Raw genomic sequence first — 22,257 nt, 5'->3', positions numbered from 1 at the left:
ATTTTGACTTTGATTTAAAAAATAAAAACTCGGAGGGGCTTATTAGTAATATAAAAAAGGTGTGACACTTAGCGTGTCACACCTAGATAATCAATTTTTAAATTATAAATATCAACTACAAATAATTAGAATCGATATTCAACACCTAAACTCGCTTGTTTAAAGTCTGTGTCTGTATCTGCGCCGTTACTAACATTCTCAACGGTAATTCCTGCATCATACCAAGTGTACTCGGCATTAATTAAGAATCGATCTGTAACTTTAAATGCGACACCAGCACCAGCGAACACACCTTCATCATCTTTATTTACAGAAAAACCTAACACATCATAATCTGTGGAATACCATAGTTGCCCGCCTTTAGCGTACAACTCAACGCGATCGACAATGGGATATGAGACTTTTAGCGCAGCGGTATAACCATCTGTTTCTGCATTAGAAAGACTATTACCATAATCACCGAAGTTGACGTATCCGCCTTCGATAGCTAAATATTGGTTGAAGCGATAACCAACAAGCCCTTGAATAACATCGCTATCGTCGTCAAAGTCATCCTTGCCATCGACTTTTAAATAACCATAGTTAGCACCAACATAAATGCCATTTTCTGTGGCGTCATTATTTTCCATGCTCTGCGCCTGAGAGTAAGCACTAACCGATGCTAAAGAAATAATGGCGGCCAAAGTAAGAATGGTATTTTTCATAATGTACTCCTAGTTAATTATTTAAATACGCTAAGTACATTACAAAAGTAATGCCAGACTTGCTAAATCAAAGCAGAATAATTTTATAAAATTAAAAAATAACATTTATATCAATGCATTATATCAAGTGAAAAATGTAAAATAAATAATGAACAGTTTAAATAAACTGCTAAAATCGCTTATATATCACTCGCTGTTAGTTATCCTCACTCTGACGAATGTATTTATTGCCTATTACATTGTAACTATTTCACAGGCAACAAATAAACCCACAAACCAGCAACATTCAACCAACTTACTATATATAACAAGTTAGTTATCATTCATGCTGCACAGGTTAATTTTAAATAAATTTTAAAATAGTAATTTCTGAACGATAAAATATCCGTCTTTCATTCGTTAATAATATATAACGACTTAATCGTTAAAATGATATTGGGAAAATATCATAAAACTATTATTCCCCCTTTACCCAAGAAAATGATTTTTCCAGAAATGCCGTTGCATCATTCTCTATGATAAGACCATGGGCCATGATGATAACTTTTGGCTCCCAAGCTAATATTTTATTAATATGATTACGTGCTTGTGTCTTAGCAAACATAAAACTTAAACGCCAATCTAAGGGCATTTTACCGTTTGGAGCGAGTATTCCCGCTCCGCGAGCCAATAATCGCTGTAAAGCATTAAAAGATTCGGGTGAAAAGTTCTCGATAAGATCCGTCACAATCAAAGTACGCGATGCTTTATGAAAGAACACACATTCCTGCATGAAATGAGAGCCCGTAAATAAAAGTTGGTCAATATCAGCCGCCCACATGGCATGAAATTGAGCGGTGAACAGGCCATCAAAATAGAGATCTGGCCGCTTTGTTTGAACTTCCGAGGTACCATAGCTTTGGGCCTGCGGATAACGTTGCTGCCAGTCCTTTAAAAACAGGTGGTGCAAATGATTAGGTGCAATAAGATAACGAACTTCGCCTAACGCCTCGACCAGTGCTTGAAGTTCAGAGGTGAGCTTGATTGGGCTATGTACCCACAAAGCGCCATTATTTAAGCGGATCACTGTCATCCGAGTGGTATAGGGCAAGGTAAAAAATGGTACGGCTTCACCATCAAAAATCCACAGGTTTTCTGCTAGTTGCTTCATATCAACTCTCCATGCTACCAATCATTCCATCAATAATCGCTTTCGCTTTATTGCACATTGAAGCACGAAATCAGCCGCCAGCCATCATCACAAAAGTATGAAAAGAGAATAGAAAAGCCAGAGTACCCAAGACTCATTTTGTTTTAAGGGCTAACAAACCTTACTTAAACCCAATAAATCGCCCTTACCCTTCGACGTTGCGAAGAGGCACGAAGACTCTTTATTAAAAAAGATGGGTGTGGCTGGGGGGAAATAAAGGGGAGTAAACGCTTTTCCGTTTTGGTCAGATCTTGATTAAGAATCTGTGGGGCCTAGCCCCACGACTTTGAGTTGCCCAACCTTCAACCCAAGGTCAAATCTTCACGCAGACAAACAGCGCGTTGCCGGATGCGAGATCCCACGGGACGATTCTTTCATAATCATGTTCGAAAACATGCACGTCAAAATAAGGTGCTAACAATTCCTGCAGTTCTGTGAAGCTAGTCGCGACCATGGCATGTTGATCTTGCCATTGCTCAATGCTGTGGACTTCTTGCAAGCCAACGTCTTGCAAACCTGCGGCCTGTAACCCCGCTTCCAGCGAGCCTAAATCTTTCATGTCAGAGACTGATAAAGGCGAAGCCGACACCTCAGTAAACGGCAGACTGCTTTTGGCAATACTCAACTTTAAGGACTGTTTCTCGCCTTGACCACTGTAATGCCAACCGGATTCGAAGGCAAAATGGCTACCATCAAACTCGGCAAAATGCTTAACCGAGGCAGTGTTATCGATTCTGTGTTTATCGACAGTATTAAAACAAAACAATCCGCCGTCATTGAGCGCACTGTGCACACTGGCGATACAACTTTTAAGCCGTTCGATACAAGCACTGTAATGGATGGAATATAAGAAACAGGTGATCAAGTCGACGCGCTCTTCTAAATAAAAAGCTGTCATATCTTGCAAATTAAACTGGGCTTCGGGACAACGGCGCATGGCCATGTCGAGCATAGGCTGATTGATATCTAGGCCACTGCATTGATAACCGAGATCGATAAAATGCCGCACATGGGGACCCGTACCACAAGCTAAATCAAGGTGTTGTTTACCGTTATTACCCAGGAACTGATGCAGACGATGAATGCTCGCACTCTGTTGCTGGTAGTTAATATCGGCACACATTAAATCGTAATAGCCAGATAAATCGGTATAGAGCGCGTTGGAGGACATAGTAGCGAATAGGTAACAAGGGCAATTTTAGGTGGCCCATGATATATCAGTTAGCCGATTTCATAAACAAACAATTGCCCTTTTGCTAAGTAAGCCACAAGCTAAAGCGGCCATTTGTGTACTCAAGGATTCAATTCGAGTTAGTAGCGCAATAATCGCAGATAGAAAGATATGTTAGTCAAAGAAATGAAAACGCAGTGAACTCACAACACACATCGAGCTCACACTCTCGATTAACTAGTTGCAGGCACATCTCGCGGATTGCTCACAAGGCGGCGCAGCGGCCACTTCGCACATCCCCGCTGTTTTACCTTCGCCGACACACCAAGCATTACAGTCAAAGGTATCAGGATGACCTAAGTCGTCACTGTGACCGTGTATTACATCTTTGCCGGGGTTAGATTCGACTAACAGGCCATCGGGCAAACACGCCTCGCCAAACATTCTGCCATTAGGCACACCTTGTGCGTCGGTACCGACATGGCATCCCGCAACACCGGGCGCAACACCGTCACTGTCCTTCCACCAGCTCTGTTTGTTCTCTTGCCAATCAGAGGGTTTAAATTCTATGGTGCCCATGGCACCGGCCATTCCCTTGGCGCCATCTGAGGGTTCACCGATTTCACCGTGGGCAAACACTTGGCTAGCTAGCAGCAAGGAACAGGATGCGAATAGGGTTAAAGCTGTAAACTGTTTCATAACACCTCCTTTGTTTGAGTCAGAATAAGCTTAGCCAGATGTGTCGATATCGCCATTTTAGATTCTATGGTGAACGCACAAAGCAGAAGATCCAGATAGGTTAAGATGTTGAACGAGCACGACTATGGCGCTTGAAAGTTCAGCTCTGCATAGGTAGTTAAATGTTCGAGTTTAGGTTTAGCAAAGTAATAACCCTGAAAATACTCAATCCCGATAGCCGCGAGATAATTCAGTTCGGCTTCGCTCTCAACCCCTTCAGCCAAGACTCTGGTATTAAGCTCTAGGCAAATACGCAGTATTTCATCCACCGCCAGCTGTTTTTCTTTATCGACATCGATATCACGGATCAAGGTCATATCGAGTTTTAATACTTGAGGGCGCAGGGCATCCAACCAACTTAAATCAGCAAAACCACTGCCAAAATCATCGATTGCGGTGATAAAACCACGTTTAGCATAGCTCTCGAAGATACGGACCAATTTCGCTCGGTCGACAATTTGCTCGCCCTCAGTCACTTCAAACATGATTTTGTGGATATCAAACCCATACATGTCGGCAGCTTCAATCGTCGCGCGGATACAAGTCTCAGGGTTATACACGGCGTTAGGTAAAAAGTTGATACTGAGCATCTTATCGAGTCCCAGTTTGGAGGCGGTTTCTATCGCTTTAACTCGGCAGGCCTGATCGAAATAGTATTTGTTGCTTTCGTTAATCCGCTCAAACACCCATCCAGCGCCCTCTCCATTGGGCCCACGGACAAGGGCCTCATACCCGTGGATCTCACGACTAGGCCAATGAATGATAGGTTGAAATGCCATTCGAATTTCAAATCCTAATGACTTACCACTTAAGCAATCCATGCAAGTTTGTTGCTTTATTTGAGCGGGAAAATCCATAAACGGCCTCCTAAACATCACCTTACTAGTGTGAGGATAAATGGTTAAATTTGCCAGTTTTTACTGTGCATCATGTTAATAAAGTCTTTCACCACAAGATGTTGGCATTTCATCATGAGCACTTACCTCATCCACGCAGACCACAAGGTAAATCAGGCTTAAGTAGTATTCACGAATTTAGCCAGCAAAATTTAACAAATGTAAATGATAACGAATATCATTAACTTAACCGTACGCTTACGTTATATTGTGCTCACTTTTCCATCCCATCCCCAAAATATCAGGCTTAATGATGAACACACTGCGCTTGTCCACACTCTATTCAGCAATAATCATTGCACTATCGACTGCTATGCCAAGCTATGCCGATGAGGCCGCTCCCAATGAAAATGTCGATGAAAAAATTGAAAAAATAGAAATCAAAGGCAGTTATATTGCAGGTTACAACGCCAGTACCGCCAGTGGTGCTTCAAAATTAGAATTGCCAATCAGTGATATTCCGCAATCTGTCTCTGTGATTACCAGCGCGCAAATGAGCGACTTCCAACTCACTAATATCAACACGGTTTTAGATACAGCGACGGGTGTCAATGTTGAACGTATCGAGACTGACCGTACTTATTACACGGCCCGCGGCTTTGATATCACTAATTTCCAGATTGATGGTATCGGCCTACCATTAAGTTCCGGCAGTAACCATTCTGACGAAGATACCGCCATTTATGACCGCGTCGAAGTGATCCGCGGCGCCAATGGTTTAATGACAGGAGTAGGCAATCCCTCTGCTACGGTAAACTTTATTCGTAAGCGCCCAACGGCAGACAATCAACTTAATATTAATGCCAGCTACGGCAGTTTTGACAATGCTCGCCTTGAACTCGATGGCACTGTGAATCTGGGCGAAAAAGTCGCGGCCAGAGCGGTGGCGGTGAAGCAAGTTCAAGACTCCTATCTTGATCGCTACCAACAAGACAAGAATGTCTTGTATGCCATGCTTGAGGCACAATTATCCGATAACACGACTATTTCACTCAGCCATGCTTATATCAAAAATGACACAGATGGTGGCCTATGGGGTGCATTGCCGCTGTATTATACCGACGGAAGCGCAACCAATTATGATCGCTCTACTAGCACCTCGGCCAATTGGTCATCATGGTTAGTTGAGAAGCACAATACTGTGGTTGAGCTAAGTCATTACTTTAACGATGACTGGCACCTGCGTGCGACTTACTCGCATAAATCAACCGATGAAGACACCCAGCTTTTTTATGTTTACGGCACACCAGATAAAACCACAGAGCTAGGTCTGACCGGTTACGGCAGTGAATACGATGCAACGGAAAGCAGCGATTTGGCCGATGTGTACGTTAAAGGCGATATCAATTTGTTTGGCCGTGAACACCAGTTAGTTTTTGGCCTAAACTACTCAACGTCAGACAAACAAGAACACTCACTCTACGACTACACCACAGGCAATGGTTTCCCTGCCATGCCAGACCTCAATACGTGGGAGGGCAATACGCCCTATCCCACCTTTGCCGACAGTCCATTAGGGAGCGATGTTAACTCAACCCAAAAAGCCGCTTATTTCACTGGACGGTTTAATTTGTTTGAAGACATGCACTTAATTACTGGTGGCCGCTTTAACCAATGGGAAGCAAAAGGTGAGTCCTACGGTGAATCACGGGATACCGATGCACAAGATTTCATCCCTTACCTAGGGCTTGTCTATCGTTTTATGCCAGAACTGGTCGCCTACGCTAGCTATACCGAAACCTTCCTCGCACAAATTAAAAGAGACATTAACAATCAATTGATTGACCCAGTGACAGGCGAAAGTCGTGAGGTCGGTTTAAAGAGCGAATTATTTGATGGTAAGTTAATCGCCAGCCTCGCCTACTTCGATGTCGAACAAGTGAACTTGGCTGTTCCACTCAACAGCAATCCTGATAACACGATTTTTATTGCTGGTGATGGGATCAATAGCAAAGGTTACGAACTGGATATAGCGGGAGAGGTTTATCCGGGCTTACAGGTGAGCTTAGGTTATACCGACTTCAACATTAATGGCCGCGATGATGTTGCCAAACTGGTAAAAGAATACACGCCAAGTAAGTTATTTAAGTTAAGTGCCGTCTATGAATTTGAGCAACTCGAAGGCTTAAGCTTTGGTGTTAACATGCGCTGGCAGGATGATATATCCCGCGAACAAGGCACGGTTGGCGCAGGCTTTGCCAATGCGGGTGACCCTATTATCACGAAACAAGATGCCTATGCTATCGTCGATTTGATGGCGCGCTACGCATTTACCGACAATGTTAGCCTGACCGTTAACGCCAACAACATCACCGATGAGAAATACCTCAACAGCCTCTATTGGGCCCAAGGTTTCTACGGTGCACCAGCCAACTATAGTGCAACTGTAAGCTGGAAGATGTAACCCTAGCGGCAGCCAATAAGAACTGGCGAACAAAAAGGGCAGACTCGATTTAAGTCTGCCCTTTTCTATTCTTCAGCACTTATTACTTCAACACTGACTACTTCAACTTATAAATCACTTCAACTCTATCTTCTATGCTCACTTGACCATATTGATAACTCTCGGCGGCGCCCATAGCATCGGCTTTGGCGTTCATGCGTAACATCACAGGTTGCACAGGGCGTTGATCGTAATAACGGATCTGCCAGATCTTGCCGAGATTTTCACCAAAGCCTTTAGCCAAAGACTCGGCTTTTTGTTTAGCATCCACAATCGCGGCTTGGCGTGCCTTGGCGACGTATTCCGCTTCTTTGCTCGATTTAAGGGCGATGTTGTTCACCCGATTCATGCCCTCTTCTAAGGCTGAATCTAAGATTGCATTCAAGCGGCTTAAGTCTGTTACCGTCACGGTAATTTGACGACTGGCGGTGTAACCCGTCAGCTCAGGTGCCTTATCCTGCACATAGGTGTATTGCGGCTGAAGATTTAAATTCGCGCTCTGGATCTGAGCTTTAGCCACACCCGCTGCGGTGAGACGGGCGATAAACTTAGCCACGGCGGCATCGGAATTATCCTTGGCGGCTTTCGCGGTTTTTTCGGTCACGGCCACTTCCACATTCACATCCGCCATATCGGGCTCGACTTGGATTTGACTCACACCCATGGTTTCAATGTGGGGGAAATCGACCTCCGCAGCGAGTACCGCTGGCGCCATAAACGCACTCGAAAAAAGACTACCCGCCACCAATACCGCTAAAAGAGAATTTTTCATAACTGACTCCAAAATAATGTGCTTATAGCTAAACCACTTCAAATAGAATGCATATTCAAAACGAGACGGCTAACACGACTGTGTCGCTTATTTAGCGCTTAGGCTATCAGTAAAAAGTGCCAATACCTGTACCAATATGTAACAGCATCAACAAACTGTCTCTTGCCCCTATAAACGCGACCAATTTTAAAAAGGGTTATTTTTTTCTGAAAAATATTTAGCGCTTTTTATCCCTATGAGTTCGACTGCGGATCTCTGGCGGATATCTCTATATCCACACCCAAAATAGGCCTTAGGGTTAACTGGCATATTCAGCGCCCCAGTTGTACAATTTTCAGCCAAAGCTACTGTACCTTTTAACCACTTCAGGTATAATCCGCCATCTTTTTTAAGGCGGCTTATACCTCAGCGAGAAACCATGACAGTTGAAACTTTTAAACCCAAGCAAACGACCACGCTTGATATCCCAGTAAAAACATTAGAAGCCACCAGCACTAATGCTGTTACCACTGGGAATCGCATCGGTTTCGTGTCTTTGGGCTGCCCAAAAAACCTCGTGGATTCAGAGCGTATTCTGACTCAGTTACGCATCGACGGCTACGAAGTGACTAACAGCTACGACAATGCCGACTTAGTTATCGTCAACACCTGCGGCTTTATCGATGCTGCGGTTGAAGAATCTCTGGATGCTGTGCGTGAAGCCTTAGAAGAAAACGGCAAAGTGATCGTCACTGGCTGTCTTGGCGCCAAAGAAAACCAAATCCGTGAAGTGCACCCTGATGTGCTAGAAATCACTGGCCCACACAGCTACGAAGCTGTGTTGAAGCACGTTCACAAATATGTGCCTAAGCCAGAACACAACCCTTTCACGTCATTAATCCCACAAACAGGGGTTAAGTTAACGCCTAAACATTACGCTTATTTAAAGATTTCAGAAGGTTGTGACAACCGCTGTACTTTCTGCATCATTCCTTCACTACGTGGTGACCTCGACAGCCGCAATGCGGGCAGCATCTTAGATGAAGCTAAGCGTTTAGTGGAATCAGGCGTGCAAGAAATTTTAGTTGTGAGCCAAGACACCTCGGCCTACGGCAAAGACAAAGGCGGTCGTACCGATTTTTGGAACGGTATGCCAGTCAAGCAAGACATTACTAGCCTAGCGCGCCAACTGGGTAAAATGGGCGCTTGGGTGCGTCTGCATTACATCTACCCCTACCCATGGGTTGACGATTTGATCCCGCTGATGGCGGAAGGTTTAATTCTGCCGTATTTGGATATTCCAATGCAGCATGCAAGCCCACGCATCCTCAAGATGATGAAGCGTCCAGGCCGTGTTGACCGTCAGTTAGAAGCAATTCAACGCTGGCGTGAAATCTGCCCCGATCTAGTGATCCGCTCGACCTTTATCGTCGGCTTCCCAGGTGAAACCGAAGAGGATTTCCAAATCCTGCTCGATTTCTTAAAAGAAGCCCGCCTCGATCGCGTCGGTTGCTTTAAGTATTCAGAAGTGGATGGCGCTGTCGCCAACACCATCGCTGAGCTTATCAGCGAAGAGGTTAAAGAAGACAGATACCACAGATTTATGGAAGTCCAAGCCGAGATCAGCGCCGAGCGTTTAGCCCGTTTCGTTGGCCGTACTTTAGATATTCTGATTGACGATGTAGACGAAGAAGGCGCCATTGGCCGCAGCTTCGCCGATGCACCTGAAATCGACGGTATGGTGTTTATCAATGGTGAAACTGAGCTGGAACCTGGTATGTTGGTTCGTGCCCGCATCACCCATTCAGACGAACACGATCTGTGGGCTGAAGTAGTAGACGCTGATACCCAAGACTAAGATAGGTTCTAGGTTCTAGATTCTCGCAGCTGCGCTCTTTGCAGCGTCCTAGCAGGGCGAAGCCCGCCCTGCTTTCTACCTTCACTATACATCTGGCCCCAACATCTTATTGGCATCGACCCACAGCTCGAACTCTTCTGCTGTCACCAACTCAAGTTCTAATGCCGCTTGGCGCAGTGTCTTATGTTCGCTATGGGCTTTTTTGGCTATCTTAGCGGCCTGTTCATAACCGATATGTTGATTCAGCGCCGTGACTAGCATAAGTGAGTTTTCCACATGCTTAGCAATCTGTGGTTCATTTGCCACTATGCCGACCACGCAATGATCATTAAACGACTGGCAAGCATCCCCCAATAAGCGCCCCGATTGCAGCACATTGGCGATAATCATCGGCTTAAATACATTGAGCTCAAACTGACCATTGCAACCGCCAATGCTAACGGCGACATCATTACCCATGATTTGCGCGCACACCATAGTCATGGCCTCGACCTGAGTAGGGTTGACTTTGCCCGGCATGATGGACGAACCGGGTTCATTTTCAGGTAGGAATAACTCACCGATGCCGCAGCGCGGGCCAGAACCTAACATCCTAATATCATTTGCGATCTTCATTAAACTGACCGCCGCGACTTTATAGGCCGCCGACAGGGCGACTAATTCATCGTGGGCAGCAAGGGCGGCAAACTTATTCGGCGCCGTCACTAAGGGCAAGCCTGTGAGCTTTGCGATATTGTCCGCCACCTTAACAGCGTAATCCTTATGCGTATTCAGCCCAGTGCCCACGGAGGTCGCACCTAAGGCTAACTCGGCCACCCGCTTGAGACTGTGCTCAATGCCTTCGAGGGCATGACTTAACTGCGCGGCGTAACCCGAAAACTCTTGGCCCAAGGTTAACGGTGTCGCATCCATAAAATGCGTGCGGCCGATTTTAACTAGGTGCGCAAATTCCTCGGCCTTGTGCAGCAAGCTCTGCTGCAATAACTTCATGCAGGGCAAAACCAGCTCTACGGCTTGACGATAGGCAGCAATGTGCATGGCGGTAGGAAAAGTATCGTTGGAAGATTGCGAGCGATTAACATCGTCATTGGGGTGCAAAAATTTAACCGCATCGATGAGCTGCCCACCCGAAAGCACATGGCCGCGATAGGCAATGACTTCATTGACGTTCATATTGGTTTGCGTGCCCGAGCCCGTTTGCCAAATAACCAAGGGAAATTGCGTATCGAGTTCGCCCGCAATCAGCTCATCGCACACTTGGGCAATCAGTTGGGCTTTAGCTTGAGTCAAAGTGCCGAGTTGTTGATTGGTGATAGCGGCGGCCTTTTTGAGATAACCAAATGCATGGATCACTTCAATCGGCATTGACGCTTCGACACCGATACGAAAGTGCTGCCGCGAACGCTCAGTTTGCGCGCCCCAATAACAGTCGGCGGGGACTTTTACCTCGCCCATAGTGTCGTGTTCGATTCGATATTGCTGTGCCATGCGTATCTCCTTCGCTAAAACCCTCTAAGCATTCACCATACTCGCTCAGGGTAAAAGTACCAATTCATTCCAAGCTAAGCTCTCAGAAGGAAAGCGACTATCGACAATAAGGCTGATTTAAGCGTAAAGACGGATGTTGAGGCTGGCGAAGTAGCAGTAACGGGCAGGACTAACGAGGGACTAAAGCAAGCGGGCTAAAACAGGGGAAATAACAGATCAACAAAAGCTCAGACGTAGAAAGTCAAAAGGGGCATCGCCCTTGTGCTGATGCCCCTTTCGGTTACTCATTTTAAATGCCTTGTCTTTACGGTCGTAAGACCCTTTGCCCTTTTTCGCTTTCTCGGTACGGGTCCTAAATAAAGGGCTCGTCACTAACGCTTTAAGTGCGTTGTCAGTAATGGTGCCTCGACCACTTTCGTGTTCTAAGGTCATATTTTGCGGTTTTTGCTTAGTCATTTGATGCCTCACTGCTTAATGAAAGTTAAGCCCATGGCCTAACAGCGCAAACTATAACGCAATCAAATCAGATGTACAGAGTTTGTGCACTGCAATATAAAAAATGGCTTTGACTAGTAGGAAAGTATGATAGATTATTCAAACAAAAATAATATATTAGCTTAATAATCAATAAGATTTAGTTAATAGGTTTTCAGGTTTAGTTTACGGATTTTGCCATAACCTTTATTGGCACTCAGGTTACGCTTTGTAATCGACAGATAAGGAGATCAATTTGAAATCCACCTTAGTCGCTCAACCTTGGCTCGGCGCACTGCTCTTGCTGATGACACTCCAAGCCCCGCTCGCCAATGCCTTTTCCAGTTCCGACGCCTGCGTGATTACTATGGGGTATCGCACCAGCGAACGCTTACCTTTTATCGGAGACGAACCCAATAATACGGGATTTTATCACGACCTTTACCAAGCGGCGGCGGACAAGATTGGCTGCAAACTCAATATAGTACGCGCCCCTAAATTACGCATTTTGCGGGATCTCAAACTCGGCAATATCGACTTTTATCCTGGGCTTAACTTCAGCGAAGATCGGGCTAAATACGCGTATTTTATCCCTAATGGACTTTCAGAACGCACCATAGGCATTAGCCGTGCGGGCGCCGCCGATATTCGCTCGATTGAGCAATTAGCCAATAACAAGATGACCCTCTTAATCGCGCCCGGCAGTTACGACTTTGGTGGCCTGCCCGACAAAATACAGGTACGTAAACCGCCTGAACTCAATGTGTCTAAAGCCTTAGATTATTTGCTTTCAAACCAAGGAGATTTTTTCATTTACGATCAAACCACACTGCATTATTACCTAAAGGATCGCGACCCCACTCAGTTCAAACTCCACTATGACTGTTGCCAATTACCGCAGGAAATGTACCTCGGCTTTTCGAAAAAAAGCCGTCACTACCGCGGTAGGCACAACCCTAACTATCGCACCGAAAACCCCATCAGCCCAGATAATAACCCCACAATATTAGCGCCTGATTCAAAAGCCTTCCAGTTTGCCAAAGCACTCGCCGCCATGGATTCCCAAGGCGAAACGCAGCGGCTGTATAGCAAGTATTTTGGTTAGCTCAAGTCTTAAAAACTCACCCCACCTCTAACGGCCGATAAAGCAGGTTCCATTGATACGCTTATCGATGATTGATGATTGATGATTGATGAGCACTATGTTTAAAGAGTCAAAGAAAATCATGGCCTAAGTGATTCAAGTGCGAGGAATTTACCTTCTGCTCAAGCTCAATTCTGTTTTTAACCCGCTTTGTTGCTCTCTGCGACAATATGCCGCACCTGTCACTCTTAGATGCTCTTTATAATGCAGCGCAATTAATCCAAGTGAATGGAAGACAATAAGATGGCTGCAAATTCTGCGTATTTATCTCACCCGTTTAAAACTTCAGTAATTTCCTCATCCCTCGCAATCGCCATGGGCTTATCGCTAGCGCCACAGGCAATGGCCGATGACAGCGAATTAGCCAATATTGAACGCTTAGAAGTCCACGGCCAACAGACCGAAAACCGCAACACGCTAGGTTCGGCTGAAAACCTGCTGAAAGGACAAGGAGTCGATTTCTCCGAAGCGGGTGGCGTATCAGCTCTGCCTATTCTCAATGGCATGATGGGCGATCGCATTAAAGTGTTAGTTGATGGTGCGGACATTACCGCTTCCTGCGCCAATCAAATGAATCCACCGCTGTCCTATATCTCCGCCAATCAAGTCACCACAGCCGAAGTGATTGCGGGTGTATCGCCAGTCAGCGCGGGCGGCGACAATATCGCGGGGGTGATCAAAGTCAGCAGCCTTAATCCTAAATTTGGCGAAAGCGATAGCATCAAGTGGAATAGCGGCGATATCTCAACGGGATACCGCAGCGTGAGTGATACCTTGCTACTGGGCACCCATGCCACTGTTGCCAGCAAAAATATCAGCCTAAGCTATCAAGGCGCCTATGAAGATGCCAACAGCTATAAAGATGGCAATGGCGATAAAGTCATGGATACTCTATACCGCGCACAAAACCATGCATTGACCGCCGCATGGCGCGATGAGACTCAAGAAGTTGCCATCAAATTGACCCATCAGAATATTCCATTTCAAGGTTTTGCTAACCAATACATGGATATGACAGATAACAAGAGTTACGGTGCCCTCGCCCGTTATCAACTTAAACTCGACGATGACGGCGAGTTCAGCGCCCAATTCAATTGGCACGGCGTGAAGCACGAGATGGGCTTTTTCACCCCAGAAAAAACCGGCAAGATGCCAATGAACACTGAAGGTGATGACTACAGCTATCAACTGCACTGGCGCTTACCAATGGGCGATGACAGCACCTTGCTGGTCGGCCAAGAATTCTATAGCTACCAGCTCGACGATGTGTGGCCTGCAGTGCCAGGCACTATGATGGCGCCGAATGATTACATCAACATCAACGATGGCGAACGTCGCCGCGCTGCCGTTTATGGCGAATGGCAGCAAGATTTGAGCCCTAGCTGGTGGTTATCGGCGGGTGTTCGCTTTGAGTATGTCACCACCAATACCGGTGAAGTCCAAGCTTATAGTGACATGCCAATGATGGGCATGCCGAATATGGATGCCGCTGCGGCGCAGGCCTTTAACGAGATGGACAGAAAACGTGATGATAATCTGATCGACGCCACCTTACTGGCTCGCTATCAATTATCGACCAATCAACAACTTGAGTTTGGTTTAGCCCGCAAGAATCGTGCACCCAATCTGTACGAGCGTTACAGCTGGGGCCGCGGCACTATGGCGACCACTATGATAGGTTGGTATGGCGATGGAAATGGTTACGTGGGTAATCCGGATCTTAAACCAGAAACCGCCCATACCCTGAGCGCAGCCTACAAATATAACGGTGATAGCTGGCAAGTCTCGACCACAGCTTGGTACACAGCTGTGACTGACTATGTCGATGCCGAAGTGATTGGCAGTTTTAATCGCACTAGCTCAGCTGATGGTAAACGCAATATTCTTCAATTCACTAACTTAGATGCCAATCTCTATGGTGCACGTTTTAATGCGCTCTATCAGTTTGCTGAAACCAACACAGGCAAATGGCAAGTGTTAGGCAAAGTGAATGTAACCCGTGGTGAGCGAGATGAAGGCAATGAGCCTTTATATCAAATCAAGCCGCTGCAAACCGAACTGGCACTGCAACATCAACTCGGTAACTGGGAAAACAGCCTTTCATGGCAATGGGTTGCGACCAAAGATCGTGTGGATGACCGCCGCCTTGAAAATGAAACCGACAGCTACTCCTTGCTCAATTTAAACAGCAGCATGAAATGGCAGGATCTGACTGTTACCTTCGCCGTGAATAACCTGTTCGACAGTTACTATGAGCTGCCGCTGGGCGGCGTGAGTGTAGCGGAATTTAAGGCCGATAATACCAATGGCTTTAACCAGATTGCCGGCGCAGGCCGCTCGTTCGAACTCAGCGCAAGCTATGCGTTTTAACGACCGATTTTAAAGACACTGTTTTTAATAACATCGTTTTTAACCACATGGCTTTTTAACGACACGGTTTTTTAGGGCGAATAACTCTAATCCAAACGTTAAACAAAAAGGGCAAGCAGATTAAGTGATTAATCGCTTGCCCTTTTTTATGCTCAAACCACATTCATGCTACTGACGCTAAAGCACAGGCACTAAAACACTGAGACGACTTAAGCGCACTATAGCAGCACGGCGGAACGAGTGAGACTATGGATTAGTTACCCGCAATCTTCATTTCAGATAACAAGATACCTCCGGTACGAATCGATGAGCGCAGATCAAAATCCTTACTCACGGCTTGCACGCCACGGAACATCTCTTTCAAGTTACCCGCGATAGTGATTTCTTCCACTGGATATTGGATCTCACCGTTTTCAACGTAAAAACCCGCCGCACCACGGGAATAATCGCCCGTAACCATGTTCACGCCTTGGCCCATGACTTCGGTCACAATCAAACCTGTGCCCATGTCTTTTACCAATTCGTCGAAGGTTTGGCCTGTATGGCCGAGCGTCCAGTTATAGATACCGCCCGCATGGCCCGTGTTAGTTAAACCTAACTTGCGCGCCGAGTAGCTGGTCAGCAAATAGGTTTGTAACATGCCGCGGTCAATAATGCGTCTGTCTTGAGTCGCCACACCTTCACTGTCGTAGTTCGCGCTCGCCAGTGCGCCCAGTAAATGCGGCTGCTCTTCGATATTAAACCAATCGGGGAAGATTTGGGTGTTGATCGAATCCAATAAGAAACTGGATTTACGGTATAAACTGCCACCGCTGATCGCACCGATAAAGTGGCCGATTAACCCTGTGGCGATATCTGGCGCTAATAAAATGGGTAAACGCGTCGTCGCGATCTTGCGCGCACCGAGGCGGCTTACTGTCTTCTCTGCGGTCTTTAAACCTACCGTTTCAGGTGCAAGCATCTCGCTGAATTTACGGGCGATAGTGTAATCGTAATCCCGTTGCATATTGCCTTCGCTATCTTCACCGATCACGCTGCAACTTAAGCTATAACGCGAGCTGCAATAACCGTTTAAGAAACCGTGGCTGTTGCCATACACTTTAACCGCAGTGTGGGCATTGGCACTGGCGCCGTCGGAATTATTAATGCGCGGATCGGCATCGAGCGCCGCTGTTTCAGCGCGGATCGCCAGTTGCGCTAACTCATCGGGGGAAATATCTTCTGGATAATACAGCTGAAGATCGCGGATCTGAGTTGCCATCAAGGCTTTATCGGCAAGACCACTGAAAGGATCGGGCGAAGTGTAACGGGCGATATCGTCGGCCGCTTTCACCGCTAAGGCTATGGCCTCTGGACTTAAATCCGACGTCGATGAACTGCCCTTGCAACCATCGCGGTAAACCGTAATCCCTAAGGCACCATCTTTATTAAATTCAACGGTTTCAACTTCTTTTAAACGGGTAGAAACCGACAAACCTTGTTGTTTACTGATCGCCACTTCGGCAGCGTTCGTTCCTAATTTGTTGGCATATTCCAGCGCCACGGCCACCGCATCTTTCAGCGCGCCCAATTCACTATCGATTCTGTTCAAAGACACAAAGCTACTCTTTCGTTGTCGGCAATGACGCTAGCATAACAAACACAAATCCCATTCACATTAATTATTCGCGGCCGACTTAGGCTTGAGAGCGTATCCTATACCCAAACAACCTGAAGATGCAGGATTCAGCGGGAGTTTAACGCACTTTAGGCAAGGCGGTTATTTGCAGACCTAGCGGGCTAAGTTAAAAATAACCAACACCGCATAAAGTGCGTTAAAACCCGCCGGGACGGAGCGCCTAGGGCACTCCACTTCCGTGTTGCATCAATTCAAAAGGTGGCCGACATTCTGTCATTGATGCGCCTTGAATTGAAGCACCCTAGGCGCTCTGAAACTCGTATCTTCAGGTAGCTTGGGTATAAACACATTCACCTAGGCGATTTTTGGCTGGAGATGTTATTATTAGCCAGTTATTTACTTGAGGTTTTATCGATATGAAGATTGTTGGTGATTCAGAACATTTTAAACAGCCCTACGACATAGATGAAGATTATGTCAGCAGTAAAACAACGGACAAGCGTGATAGCGAAGCCGTGCAAAAAGTCGGTATGGAGCTTGTTTCACTGAGCAAAACTCAGCTAGATAAAATCGAGCTGGATGAGTTTTTGTACGACGCTATCCTGCAAACACGCAAAATCAAGGTTAATACTGAGGCGTATCGTCGCCACATGCAGTATATCGGCAAATTGATGCGTAATTTTGATATCGAGCCTATTAAGGCTTCACTCGCTATCGTGTTGAATAAAAACAACAACGAAACTGCGAAGTTGCAGATGTTCGAAAAAATGCGTGAACGCTTACTCACCCAAGGTGATGCTGAAATTCAAACCTTAGTTGAGCATTATCCGCAATTAGACAGACAAAAACTGCGTACTTTGGTGCGTCAAGCGACCAAAGAACTGGCCAAAGGTCCAGAATCAAAATCATCTAAAGAGCTGTTTAAATATCTACGCAGCGAAATCCAAGACTAATTAACTTCAGCCCCACAAGGATGTTGCTTATGCGACTTAGCAAAACGTTATGTAGCCTAGCTTTGCTTTTTATTGGACTATTTGGACTCGGGGCCTGTAACGGCCCTGCGGACGAAGATAACGGTGGCACAGATGCCACTGACGGTATCTATAAACTGTCTATCGACTTTAAGACCTTATCGGGTTCTGAATGCGGCAGTGTTACTTCACTCCAAAGTTTCCCTAAAGACACAGGTTTTTGCGCAGTCGCGAAGTTAAAGAAAGGCTCAGCTACAGTGAGCAAGCAGAAAGTCGACTTTACGACAGACCTTGGTGTATTAACACCTAATAGCAAACTAACAGACAATAACGGTGAAGCCATTATTATCGTTAGTAATCCTGATTTACTTGTCAATGCAGGGATAATTACTGCAACGACAACCCCAAATGATTCCACAACGGCGCTAACAGCTACGCGCGAGTTTGAGTTTTTAAGTGCTAGCGATGGTACTTCTCCTGCAGCACCTAAACTCAGCGCCAGTATTTTAAACAACTCCGCCTTAGTGACTCGCTTCAAAGTCGATGAGTCGGTGCAACTGCAAGCCATATTGCTCGATAGCGAAAGCAACGGCATCGAAGGCGCGAAAGTGACGTTCAGCGCCGGCTCTGCAGCGCTGAATCCTGCAAGTGCGTTGACCAAAACCAATGGTATTGCCCAGGTGCCTTATACGCCAAGTGACAGTGAATTAGGGGCAAACTCCCTCACGGTCACAGTGGACTACCAAGGTCAATCGCTGCAAACCAGCAGTCTGTATGAAGTCTTGAGTAAAGATGCGGTCAATCAAGAAGGTACGCTGAAACTCGGCTCATTCAATGGCGCTGTCTTTACTGAAGGTAAACTGGCGAGTACCTTAACGGCCGATGCCAATGGCGCATATAAGATCAGCGCAGGTGGCAGCTTTGGGGTGACCGCAAGTTTAGTCTTAGAGGCCAATGACGGTACTATTACCCGAGTGCAAACCCCCTCTTCCATCAGCTTTAGCTCAGATTGCACCAACAGCAATAGTGCGACACTCGATACCCCAGTGACGACCTTATCGGGTAATGCGAGCTCAACCTTCCAAGACACAAGTTGCAGTGGCAACAGTGAACGTAGCGACCAAATCATCGCCACGACAGTAGCGGGTAATCAGACGCTAACGGCAAATTTCCCATTCACACTGCAACGCCAAACACTTGCCAGCGTAAGTTTTGAGTCAGCAGAGCCAGCACAAATTCGCATCAAAGGTGCGGGCGGTACGGGTACAAATGAATCTTCTTTAGTCAGCTTCAAAGTCATCAGTGCCGATGGAAAGCCTACAAAGCAACAGGAAGTCAGCTTTACCTTAGATACAGTGGTTGGCGGGTTAAGTTTTGACAATGGCACTGCAAATGCGCAAAGCCTGACTAACTCCCAAGGTATCGCCAGTGTGCGGGTATCATCCGGTACAGTTCCCACACCCGTGCGCGTAGTCGCTACCGCCGTTGATACTGATACTAAAGAAGTCATCACTAGCCAATCAGAACAGTTAGTCGTGGGTACTGGCTTGCCGCAGCAGCTTGGATTTAGTTTATCAACGACAGTATTCAATCCAGAAGCAGGTGACTTTAATGGTGAAACCGCAACGATCACCATTCGAGCCTCAGATAGTTTTGGCAATCCAGCGCCCGATGATACTGCAGTCAACTTCACCACAGAAGGTGGCCAGATCCCAACATCATGTGTCACTAAAAATGGCACTTGTAGCGTCGTTTGGACATCACAATCAGCACGCGTACCCGATCACCGCATTACGATTCTGGCTTATGCCTTAGGTCACGAAACCTTCTTCGATACCAATGGCAATAACATCTTCGATGATGCCGATATCAGTAAAGACATCAATGGCATGGCAGTGACTGACTTGGCTTGTTTAACTCGGTCAGGCGTTGCGAAAAAATGTACAGGCAATGGCATGGACATCGAAGCCTATCTTCCGAGTGGTTTTAGTGATCTAGGTGATGCGTTTAGGGATGACAATGAAGATGGTATTTGGAATTTAGGTGAAAAGTATTTAAATACTAAAAATAGTGACACCTATCTTTCTGCCGATGGCAAATTTAACGGTCCACAATGCGAAAGCACACTCTGCGGCACAGGCCAAGCCAATAAAACCTATATCCGCAAAGCCTTAGTAATGAGCATGTCAGGCTCACAGGCTTATCTCAGTGTGATGCAAGACGGTGTGTTATTGCCGAGTGTGAATGACATCAAACCTGTGGCCGTTGGTGCGAGTTCTGAGTTTGTAGTATTTGTCCACGACAGCGCGAATCAAATCATGCCTGCACAGACAAGTATCGAACTTTGCGTCGATTGTGCTGGAGCGCCTAAAACCTTCGAAGTGCCCAATACTGTGTACGCGAAAGGCAGTCTAGGTTCGCCGCTGAAATTTACGGCATCGGCCAATGCCAGTGTATCGCTGAAAGTCACAACCCCTAAAAATGTGGTCACTGACAACTTAGGTTTCACAGTGCCATCGCTTTAAAACTCGATTAAGCAAACTGAAAAGACCCGCGAATGCGGGTCTTTTCAATTGGGCGTTTGATTAGAAGGCTATGCTGCCTCAATCAAACCCTTGTCAGTTGTTAGCAATAGCTGCGACGCTATGATCCTATGCAGCAACTAATTTTGTAACTCTACTGCTCGGCGTAAACGTATGCTACGCAGGGCCAAATATAAAGCTCCCACGGCAGCCCAAATTAATCCCAATTCTAATGACTGTGGCTCTAAGTTTGCCCAAAGCACGCCAATAGTACCCGCGCCACACAGGGGCAGCACTAAGTATTGCAGGTGATCTTTAAAGGATTGATTACGTCGCTCCCTCACATAAAACTGCACTATGACGGCTAAGTTCACGAAGGTGAACGCCACTAAGGCGCCAAAATTCACTAAGGCTAAGGCCATTTCCAAATCAAATGAGACGGCAGACAGCGCCAGCGCTCCCACCAATAAGACATTAAATGCAGGAGTACGCCACTTAGGGTGGATATAAGCAAACCCTTTACGTGGCAGCATGTTATCTCGCCCCATCACATACAAAATCCGTGCAACGCCAGCGTGGGCAGCCATGCCGGATGCCAACACCGCCACTGTAGTCGCCACTAATACGATGGACTGAAATAGGTTTCCTCCAACGTAGAGTGCAATTTCGGGCAATACCGCATCAAGCTCCTTGAAGCGGGAAATATCGGGGAAATAAAGCTGAAGGAAATAAGACACGCCGACAAAAATCACCCCACCAATCAAGGCAGTCAACACGATAGCGCGAGGAATAACACGCTGCGCATCCTTCGTTTCTTCGGTCAGCGAGCTCAAACCGTCGAAGCCGAGGAAGGAAAAACACAAAATAGTGGCGCCAGTAAATAACGGCACTATCGCCATATTATCGGTATAAAAAGGTCGTACGCTCGCAATCGCACCTTCGCCTTCACCAAGGGAAATGCTATAGGCCATTAATGCTATAAACACGAGGATAATGGCGATCTGCACAAACACTATCACCCCATTAAAGTTAGCCACCAAATCAATCCCTTTAAGATTGAGCAGGGTCATTATGGTCACGAGTGCGAAAATGAAGATCCAAGGTTCGACAGTGGGGAACATGGCCGTTAAATAGATTTTTGCCAACAACATGTTGATCATTGGCATAAACATATAATCAAGCAGTGACGACCAGCCCACCATAAAGCCGACATTCGGACTAAAGGTTTTCTGGGCGTAGGTGTAGGCTGATCCCGCGTAGGGATATTTACGCACTAAGTGGCCATAACTGAGCGCGGTAAACAAAATTCCCGCCAGCGCGAATAGATAAGACGTAGCCACATGGCCAGAGGTAATCTCGGAAACAATACCAAAGGTGTCAAAAACAGCCATAGGCGTGAGATAGGCGAGCCCCATCACTACCACTTGCCATAAATTGAGGGTCTGCTTCAAACCCGGTTTGTGTTGACTCATGAGCACGCCCCCATCACACAGGGTTGAACAGCTAACCATGCATCTGCAATTGGTTTTGGCATGTCACTCACCATCAGCACTTTAGGCTTAATGGCTAACTCAACAACTTGATTTACGGCAATGACCGAAAATTCGGCGCACAACAGCCCCATTGATTTGTCCTCATTAAAATAGGTTCAGCCGAACCTCATATCATTTCCGGATGTTTACCGGCCTCAATTGTTTTAAAACGCATACTCTCTAAATAAAAATAACCGAGATACTGAGTACCTCGGCCATTTTTTCGGCGCGCATTCTCCCCCAAAACCAACAAGAAGACAACCCAACAAGGGCACTTTGCTGGCTATCTGCGCGATGAGAGTTAACTTAACAGAATAAGCAGGGATAAGCTCAAGACAGGATAATTTTTCATTTGTATTAAATTTGTTATTGGAAATGAAGCAGATAT

General features: G+C 46.3%; 18 protein-coding genes. 6 read left to right on the top strand and 12 right to left on the bottom strand.

Annotation, left to right across the window (positions count from 1 at the left end; translation table 11 throughout):
- Positions 1-125 precede the first annotated feature (125 nt).
- The 5 genes from K5Q99_RS17840 to K5Q99_RS17820 form a co-directional block, all read right to left on the bottom strand.
- Positions 126-704, bottom strand: a complete 579-nt coding sequence (locus tag K5Q99_RS17840) for a porin family protein (RefSeq protein ID WP_220777631.1) — start codon at positions 702-704, stop codon at positions 126-128.
- A gap of 457 nt (positions 705-1,161) precedes the next feature.
- Entirely contained in the window at positions 1,162-1,854 is a 693-nt protein-coding gene (locus K5Q99_RS17835; protein WP_220777630.1) for a DUF4336 domain-containing protein, read from the bottom strand.
- Between the two features lie 352 nt (positions 1,855-2,206).
- Complete coding sequence (locus K5Q99_RS17830) at positions 2,207-3,064, bottom strand: class I SAM-dependent DNA methyltransferase (protein ID WP_220777629.1); 858 nt, start codon at positions 3,062-3,064, stop codon at positions 2,207-2,209.
- 237 nt (positions 3,065-3,301) lie between these two features.
- Positions 3,302-3,763 (bottom strand): hypothetical protein, encoded by a 462-nt coding sequence (locus K5Q99_RS17825; RefSeq protein WP_106649321.1) that lies wholly within the window; start codon positions 3,761-3,763, stop codon positions 3,302-3,304.
- Positions 3,764-3,885: 122 nt separating this feature from the next.
- Positions 3,886-4,659: an EAL domain-containing protein gene (locus K5Q99_RS17820; protein WP_220777628.1), complete on the bottom strand. Its 774-nt coding sequence runs from the start codon at positions 4,657-4,659 to the stop codon at positions 3,886-3,888.
- 292 nt (positions 4,660-4,951) lie between these two features.
- Between K5Q99_RS17820 and K5Q99_RS17815 the strand changes: the two genes are divergently transcribed.
- On the top strand, positions 4,952-7,102 hold the full coding sequence (locus K5Q99_RS17815; RefSeq protein WP_220777632.1) for a TonB-dependent siderophore receptor: 2,151 nt from the start codon (positions 4,952-4,954) through the stop codon (positions 7,100-7,102).
- A 97-nt stretch (positions 7,103-7,199) separates the two neighbouring features.
- Here K5Q99_RS17815 and K5Q99_RS17810 read toward each other — a convergent pair whose 3' ends face one another.
- Positions 7,200-7,913 (bottom strand): oxidative stress defense protein, encoded by a 714-nt coding sequence (locus K5Q99_RS17810; RefSeq protein ID WP_220777627.1) that lies wholly within the window; start codon positions 7,911-7,913, stop codon positions 7,200-7,202.
- Positions 7,914-8,331: 418 nt separating this feature from the next.
- Here K5Q99_RS17810 and rimO point away from each other — a divergent pair, with 418 nt between their 5' ends.
- Positions 8,332-9,750 carry a 30S ribosomal protein S12 methylthiotransferase RimO gene (rimO, locus tag K5Q99_RS17805; protein ID WP_220777626.1) on the top strand — a complete coding sequence of 473 codons (1,419 nt, stop codon included), beginning with the start codon at positions 8,332-8,334 and terminating at the stop codon, positions 9,748-9,750.
- Between the two features lie 84 nt (positions 9,751-9,834).
- On the opposite strand, the gene fumC is transcribed toward rimO, so the two are convergent.
- Together fumC and K5Q99_RS17795 are read right to left on the bottom strand one after the other, a co-directional pair.
- Positions 9,835-11,238, bottom strand: coding sequence for a class II fumarate hydratase (fumC, locus tag K5Q99_RS17800; protein WP_220777625.1), 1,404 nt, complete (start codon positions 11,236-11,238; stop codon positions 9,835-9,837).
- Between the two features lie 216 nt (positions 11,239-11,454).
- On the bottom strand, positions 11,455-11,694 hold the full coding sequence (locus K5Q99_RS17795) for a ribosome alternative rescue factor ArfA (RefSeq protein WP_220777624.1): 240 nt from the start codon (positions 11,692-11,694) through the stop codon (positions 11,455-11,457).
- A 274-nt stretch (positions 11,695-11,968) separates the two neighbouring features.
- Here K5Q99_RS17795 and K5Q99_RS17790 point away from each other — a divergent pair, with 274 nt between their 5' ends.
- Together K5Q99_RS17790 and K5Q99_RS17785 are read left to right on the top strand one after the other, a co-directional pair.
- Positions 11,969-12,817, top strand: a complete 849-nt coding sequence (locus K5Q99_RS17790) for a substrate-binding periplasmic protein (RefSeq protein WP_220777623.1) — start codon at positions 11,969-11,971, stop codon at positions 12,815-12,817.
- 282 nt (positions 12,818-13,099) lie between these two features.
- The gene (locus tag K5Q99_RS17785) at positions 13,100-15,226 is read left to right on the top strand and encodes a TonB-dependent receptor (protein ID WP_220777622.1); all 2,127 of its coding nucleotides are present in this window, start codon (positions 13,100-13,102) and stop codon (positions 15,224-15,226) included.
- A gap of 253 nt (positions 15,227-15,479) precedes the next feature.
- Here the strand turns inward: K5Q99_RS17785 and pmbA are convergent, their stop codons facing one another.
- Complete coding sequence (gene pmbA, locus K5Q99_RS17780) at positions 15,480-16,823, bottom strand: metalloprotease PmbA (protein ID WP_220777621.1); 1,344 nt, start codon at positions 16,821-16,823, stop codon at positions 15,480-15,482.
- A gap of 437 nt (positions 16,824-17,260) precedes the next feature.
- Here pmbA and yjgA point away from each other — a divergent pair, with 437 nt between their 5' ends.
- Both yjgA and K5Q99_RS17770 read left to right on the top strand, forming a co-directional pair.
- The gene (yjgA, locus tag K5Q99_RS17775) at positions 17,261-17,797 is read left to right on the top strand and encodes a ribosome biogenesis factor YjgA (protein WP_006087030.1); all 537 of its coding nucleotides are present in this window, start codon (positions 17,261-17,263) and stop codon (positions 17,795-17,797) included.
- A gap of 29 nt (positions 17,798-17,826) precedes the next feature.
- Complete coding sequence (locus K5Q99_RS17770) at positions 17,827-20,340, top strand: Ig-like domain-containing protein (RefSeq protein WP_220777620.1); 2,514 nt, start codon at positions 17,827-17,829, stop codon at positions 20,338-20,340.
- A gap of 137 nt (positions 20,341-20,477) precedes the next feature.
- On the opposite strand, the gene K5Q99_RS17765 is transcribed toward K5Q99_RS17770, so the two are convergent.
- The 3 genes from K5Q99_RS17765 to K5Q99_RS17755 form a co-directional block, all read right to left on the bottom strand.
- Positions 20,478-21,809, bottom strand: a complete 1,332-nt coding sequence (locus K5Q99_RS17765) for an APC family permease (RefSeq protein ID WP_220777619.1) — start codon at positions 21,807-21,809, stop codon at positions 20,478-20,480.
- Entirely contained in the window at positions 21,806-21,961 is a 156-nt protein-coding gene (locus K5Q99_RS17760; protein ID WP_012586678.1) for a hypothetical protein, read from the bottom strand. Before K5Q99_RS17760 ends, K5Q99_RS17765 begins: the two co-directional genes overlap by 4 nt.
- A gap of 72 nt (positions 21,962-22,033) precedes the next feature.
- On the bottom strand, positions 22,034-22,257 hold a 224-nt coding region (locus tag K5Q99_RS17755), incomplete at its 5' end, for a hypothetical protein (RefSeq protein WP_220777618.1).

The organism is Shewanella hafniensis, assembly GCF_019655335.1.
GTDB lineage: Bacteria > Pseudomonadota > Gammaproteobacteria > Enterobacterales > Shewanellaceae > Shewanella > Shewanella hafniensis.
The sequence above is the reverse complement of the archived record's forward strand: the minus strand, read 5'-3'. Positions and strand labels throughout refer to the sequence as shown.

Coding starts and splice junctions, on each gene's coding strand:
- K5Q99_RS17835 (WP_220777630.1), bottom strand. CDS start 1,854: ATGAAGCAACTAGCAGAAAACCTGTGGATTTTTGATGGTGAAGCCGTA.
- K5Q99_RS17815 (WP_220777632.1), top strand. CDS start 4,952: ATGAACACACTGCGCTTGTCCACACTCTATTCAGCAATAATCATTGCA.
- yjgA (WP_006087030.1), top strand. CDS start 17,261: ATGAAGATTGTTGGTGATTCAGAACATTTTAAACAGCCCTACGACATA.
- K5Q99_RS17760 (WP_012586678.1), bottom strand. CDS start 21,961: ATGGGGCTGTTGTGCGCCGAATTTTCGGTCATTGCCGTAAATCAAGTT.
- K5Q99_RS17785 (WP_220777622.1), top strand. CDS start 13,100: ATGGCTGCAAATTCTGCGTATTTATCTCACCCGTTTAAAACTTCAGTA.
- K5Q99_RS17770 (WP_220777620.1), top strand. CDS start 17,827: ATGCGACTTAGCAAAACGTTATGTAGCCTAGCTTTGCTTTTTATTGGA.
- K5Q99_RS17840 (WP_220777631.1), bottom strand. CDS start 704: ATGAAAAATACCATTCTTACTTTGGCCGCCATTATTTCTTTAGCATCG.
- K5Q99_RS17765 (WP_220777619.1), bottom strand. CDS start 21,809: ATGAGTCAACACAAACCGGGTTTGAAGCAGACCCTCAATTTATGGCAA.
- rimO (WP_220777626.1), top strand. CDS start 8,332: ATGACAGTTGAAACTTTTAAACCCAAGCAAACGACCACGCTTGATATC.
- fumC (WP_220777625.1), bottom strand. CDS start 11,238: ATGGCACAGCAATATCGAATCGAACACGACACTATGGGCGAGGTAAAA.
- K5Q99_RS17830 (WP_220777629.1), bottom strand. CDS start 3,064: ATGTCCTCCAACGCGCTCTATACCGATTTATCTGGCTATTACGATTTA.
- K5Q99_RS17825 (WP_106649321.1), bottom strand. CDS start 3,763: ATGAAACAGTTTACAGCTTTAACCCTATTCGCATCCTGTTCCTTGCTG.
- K5Q99_RS17820 (WP_220777628.1), bottom strand. CDS start 4,659: ATGGATTTTCCCGCTCAAATAAAGCAACAAACTTGCATGGATTGCTTA.
- K5Q99_RS17810 (WP_220777627.1), bottom strand. CDS start 7,913: ATGAAAAATTCTCTTTTAGCGGTATTGGTGGCGGGTAGTCTTTTTTCG.
- K5Q99_RS17795 (WP_220777624.1), bottom strand. CDS start 11,694: ATGACTAAGCAAAAACCGCAAAATATGACCTTAGAACACGAAAGTGGT.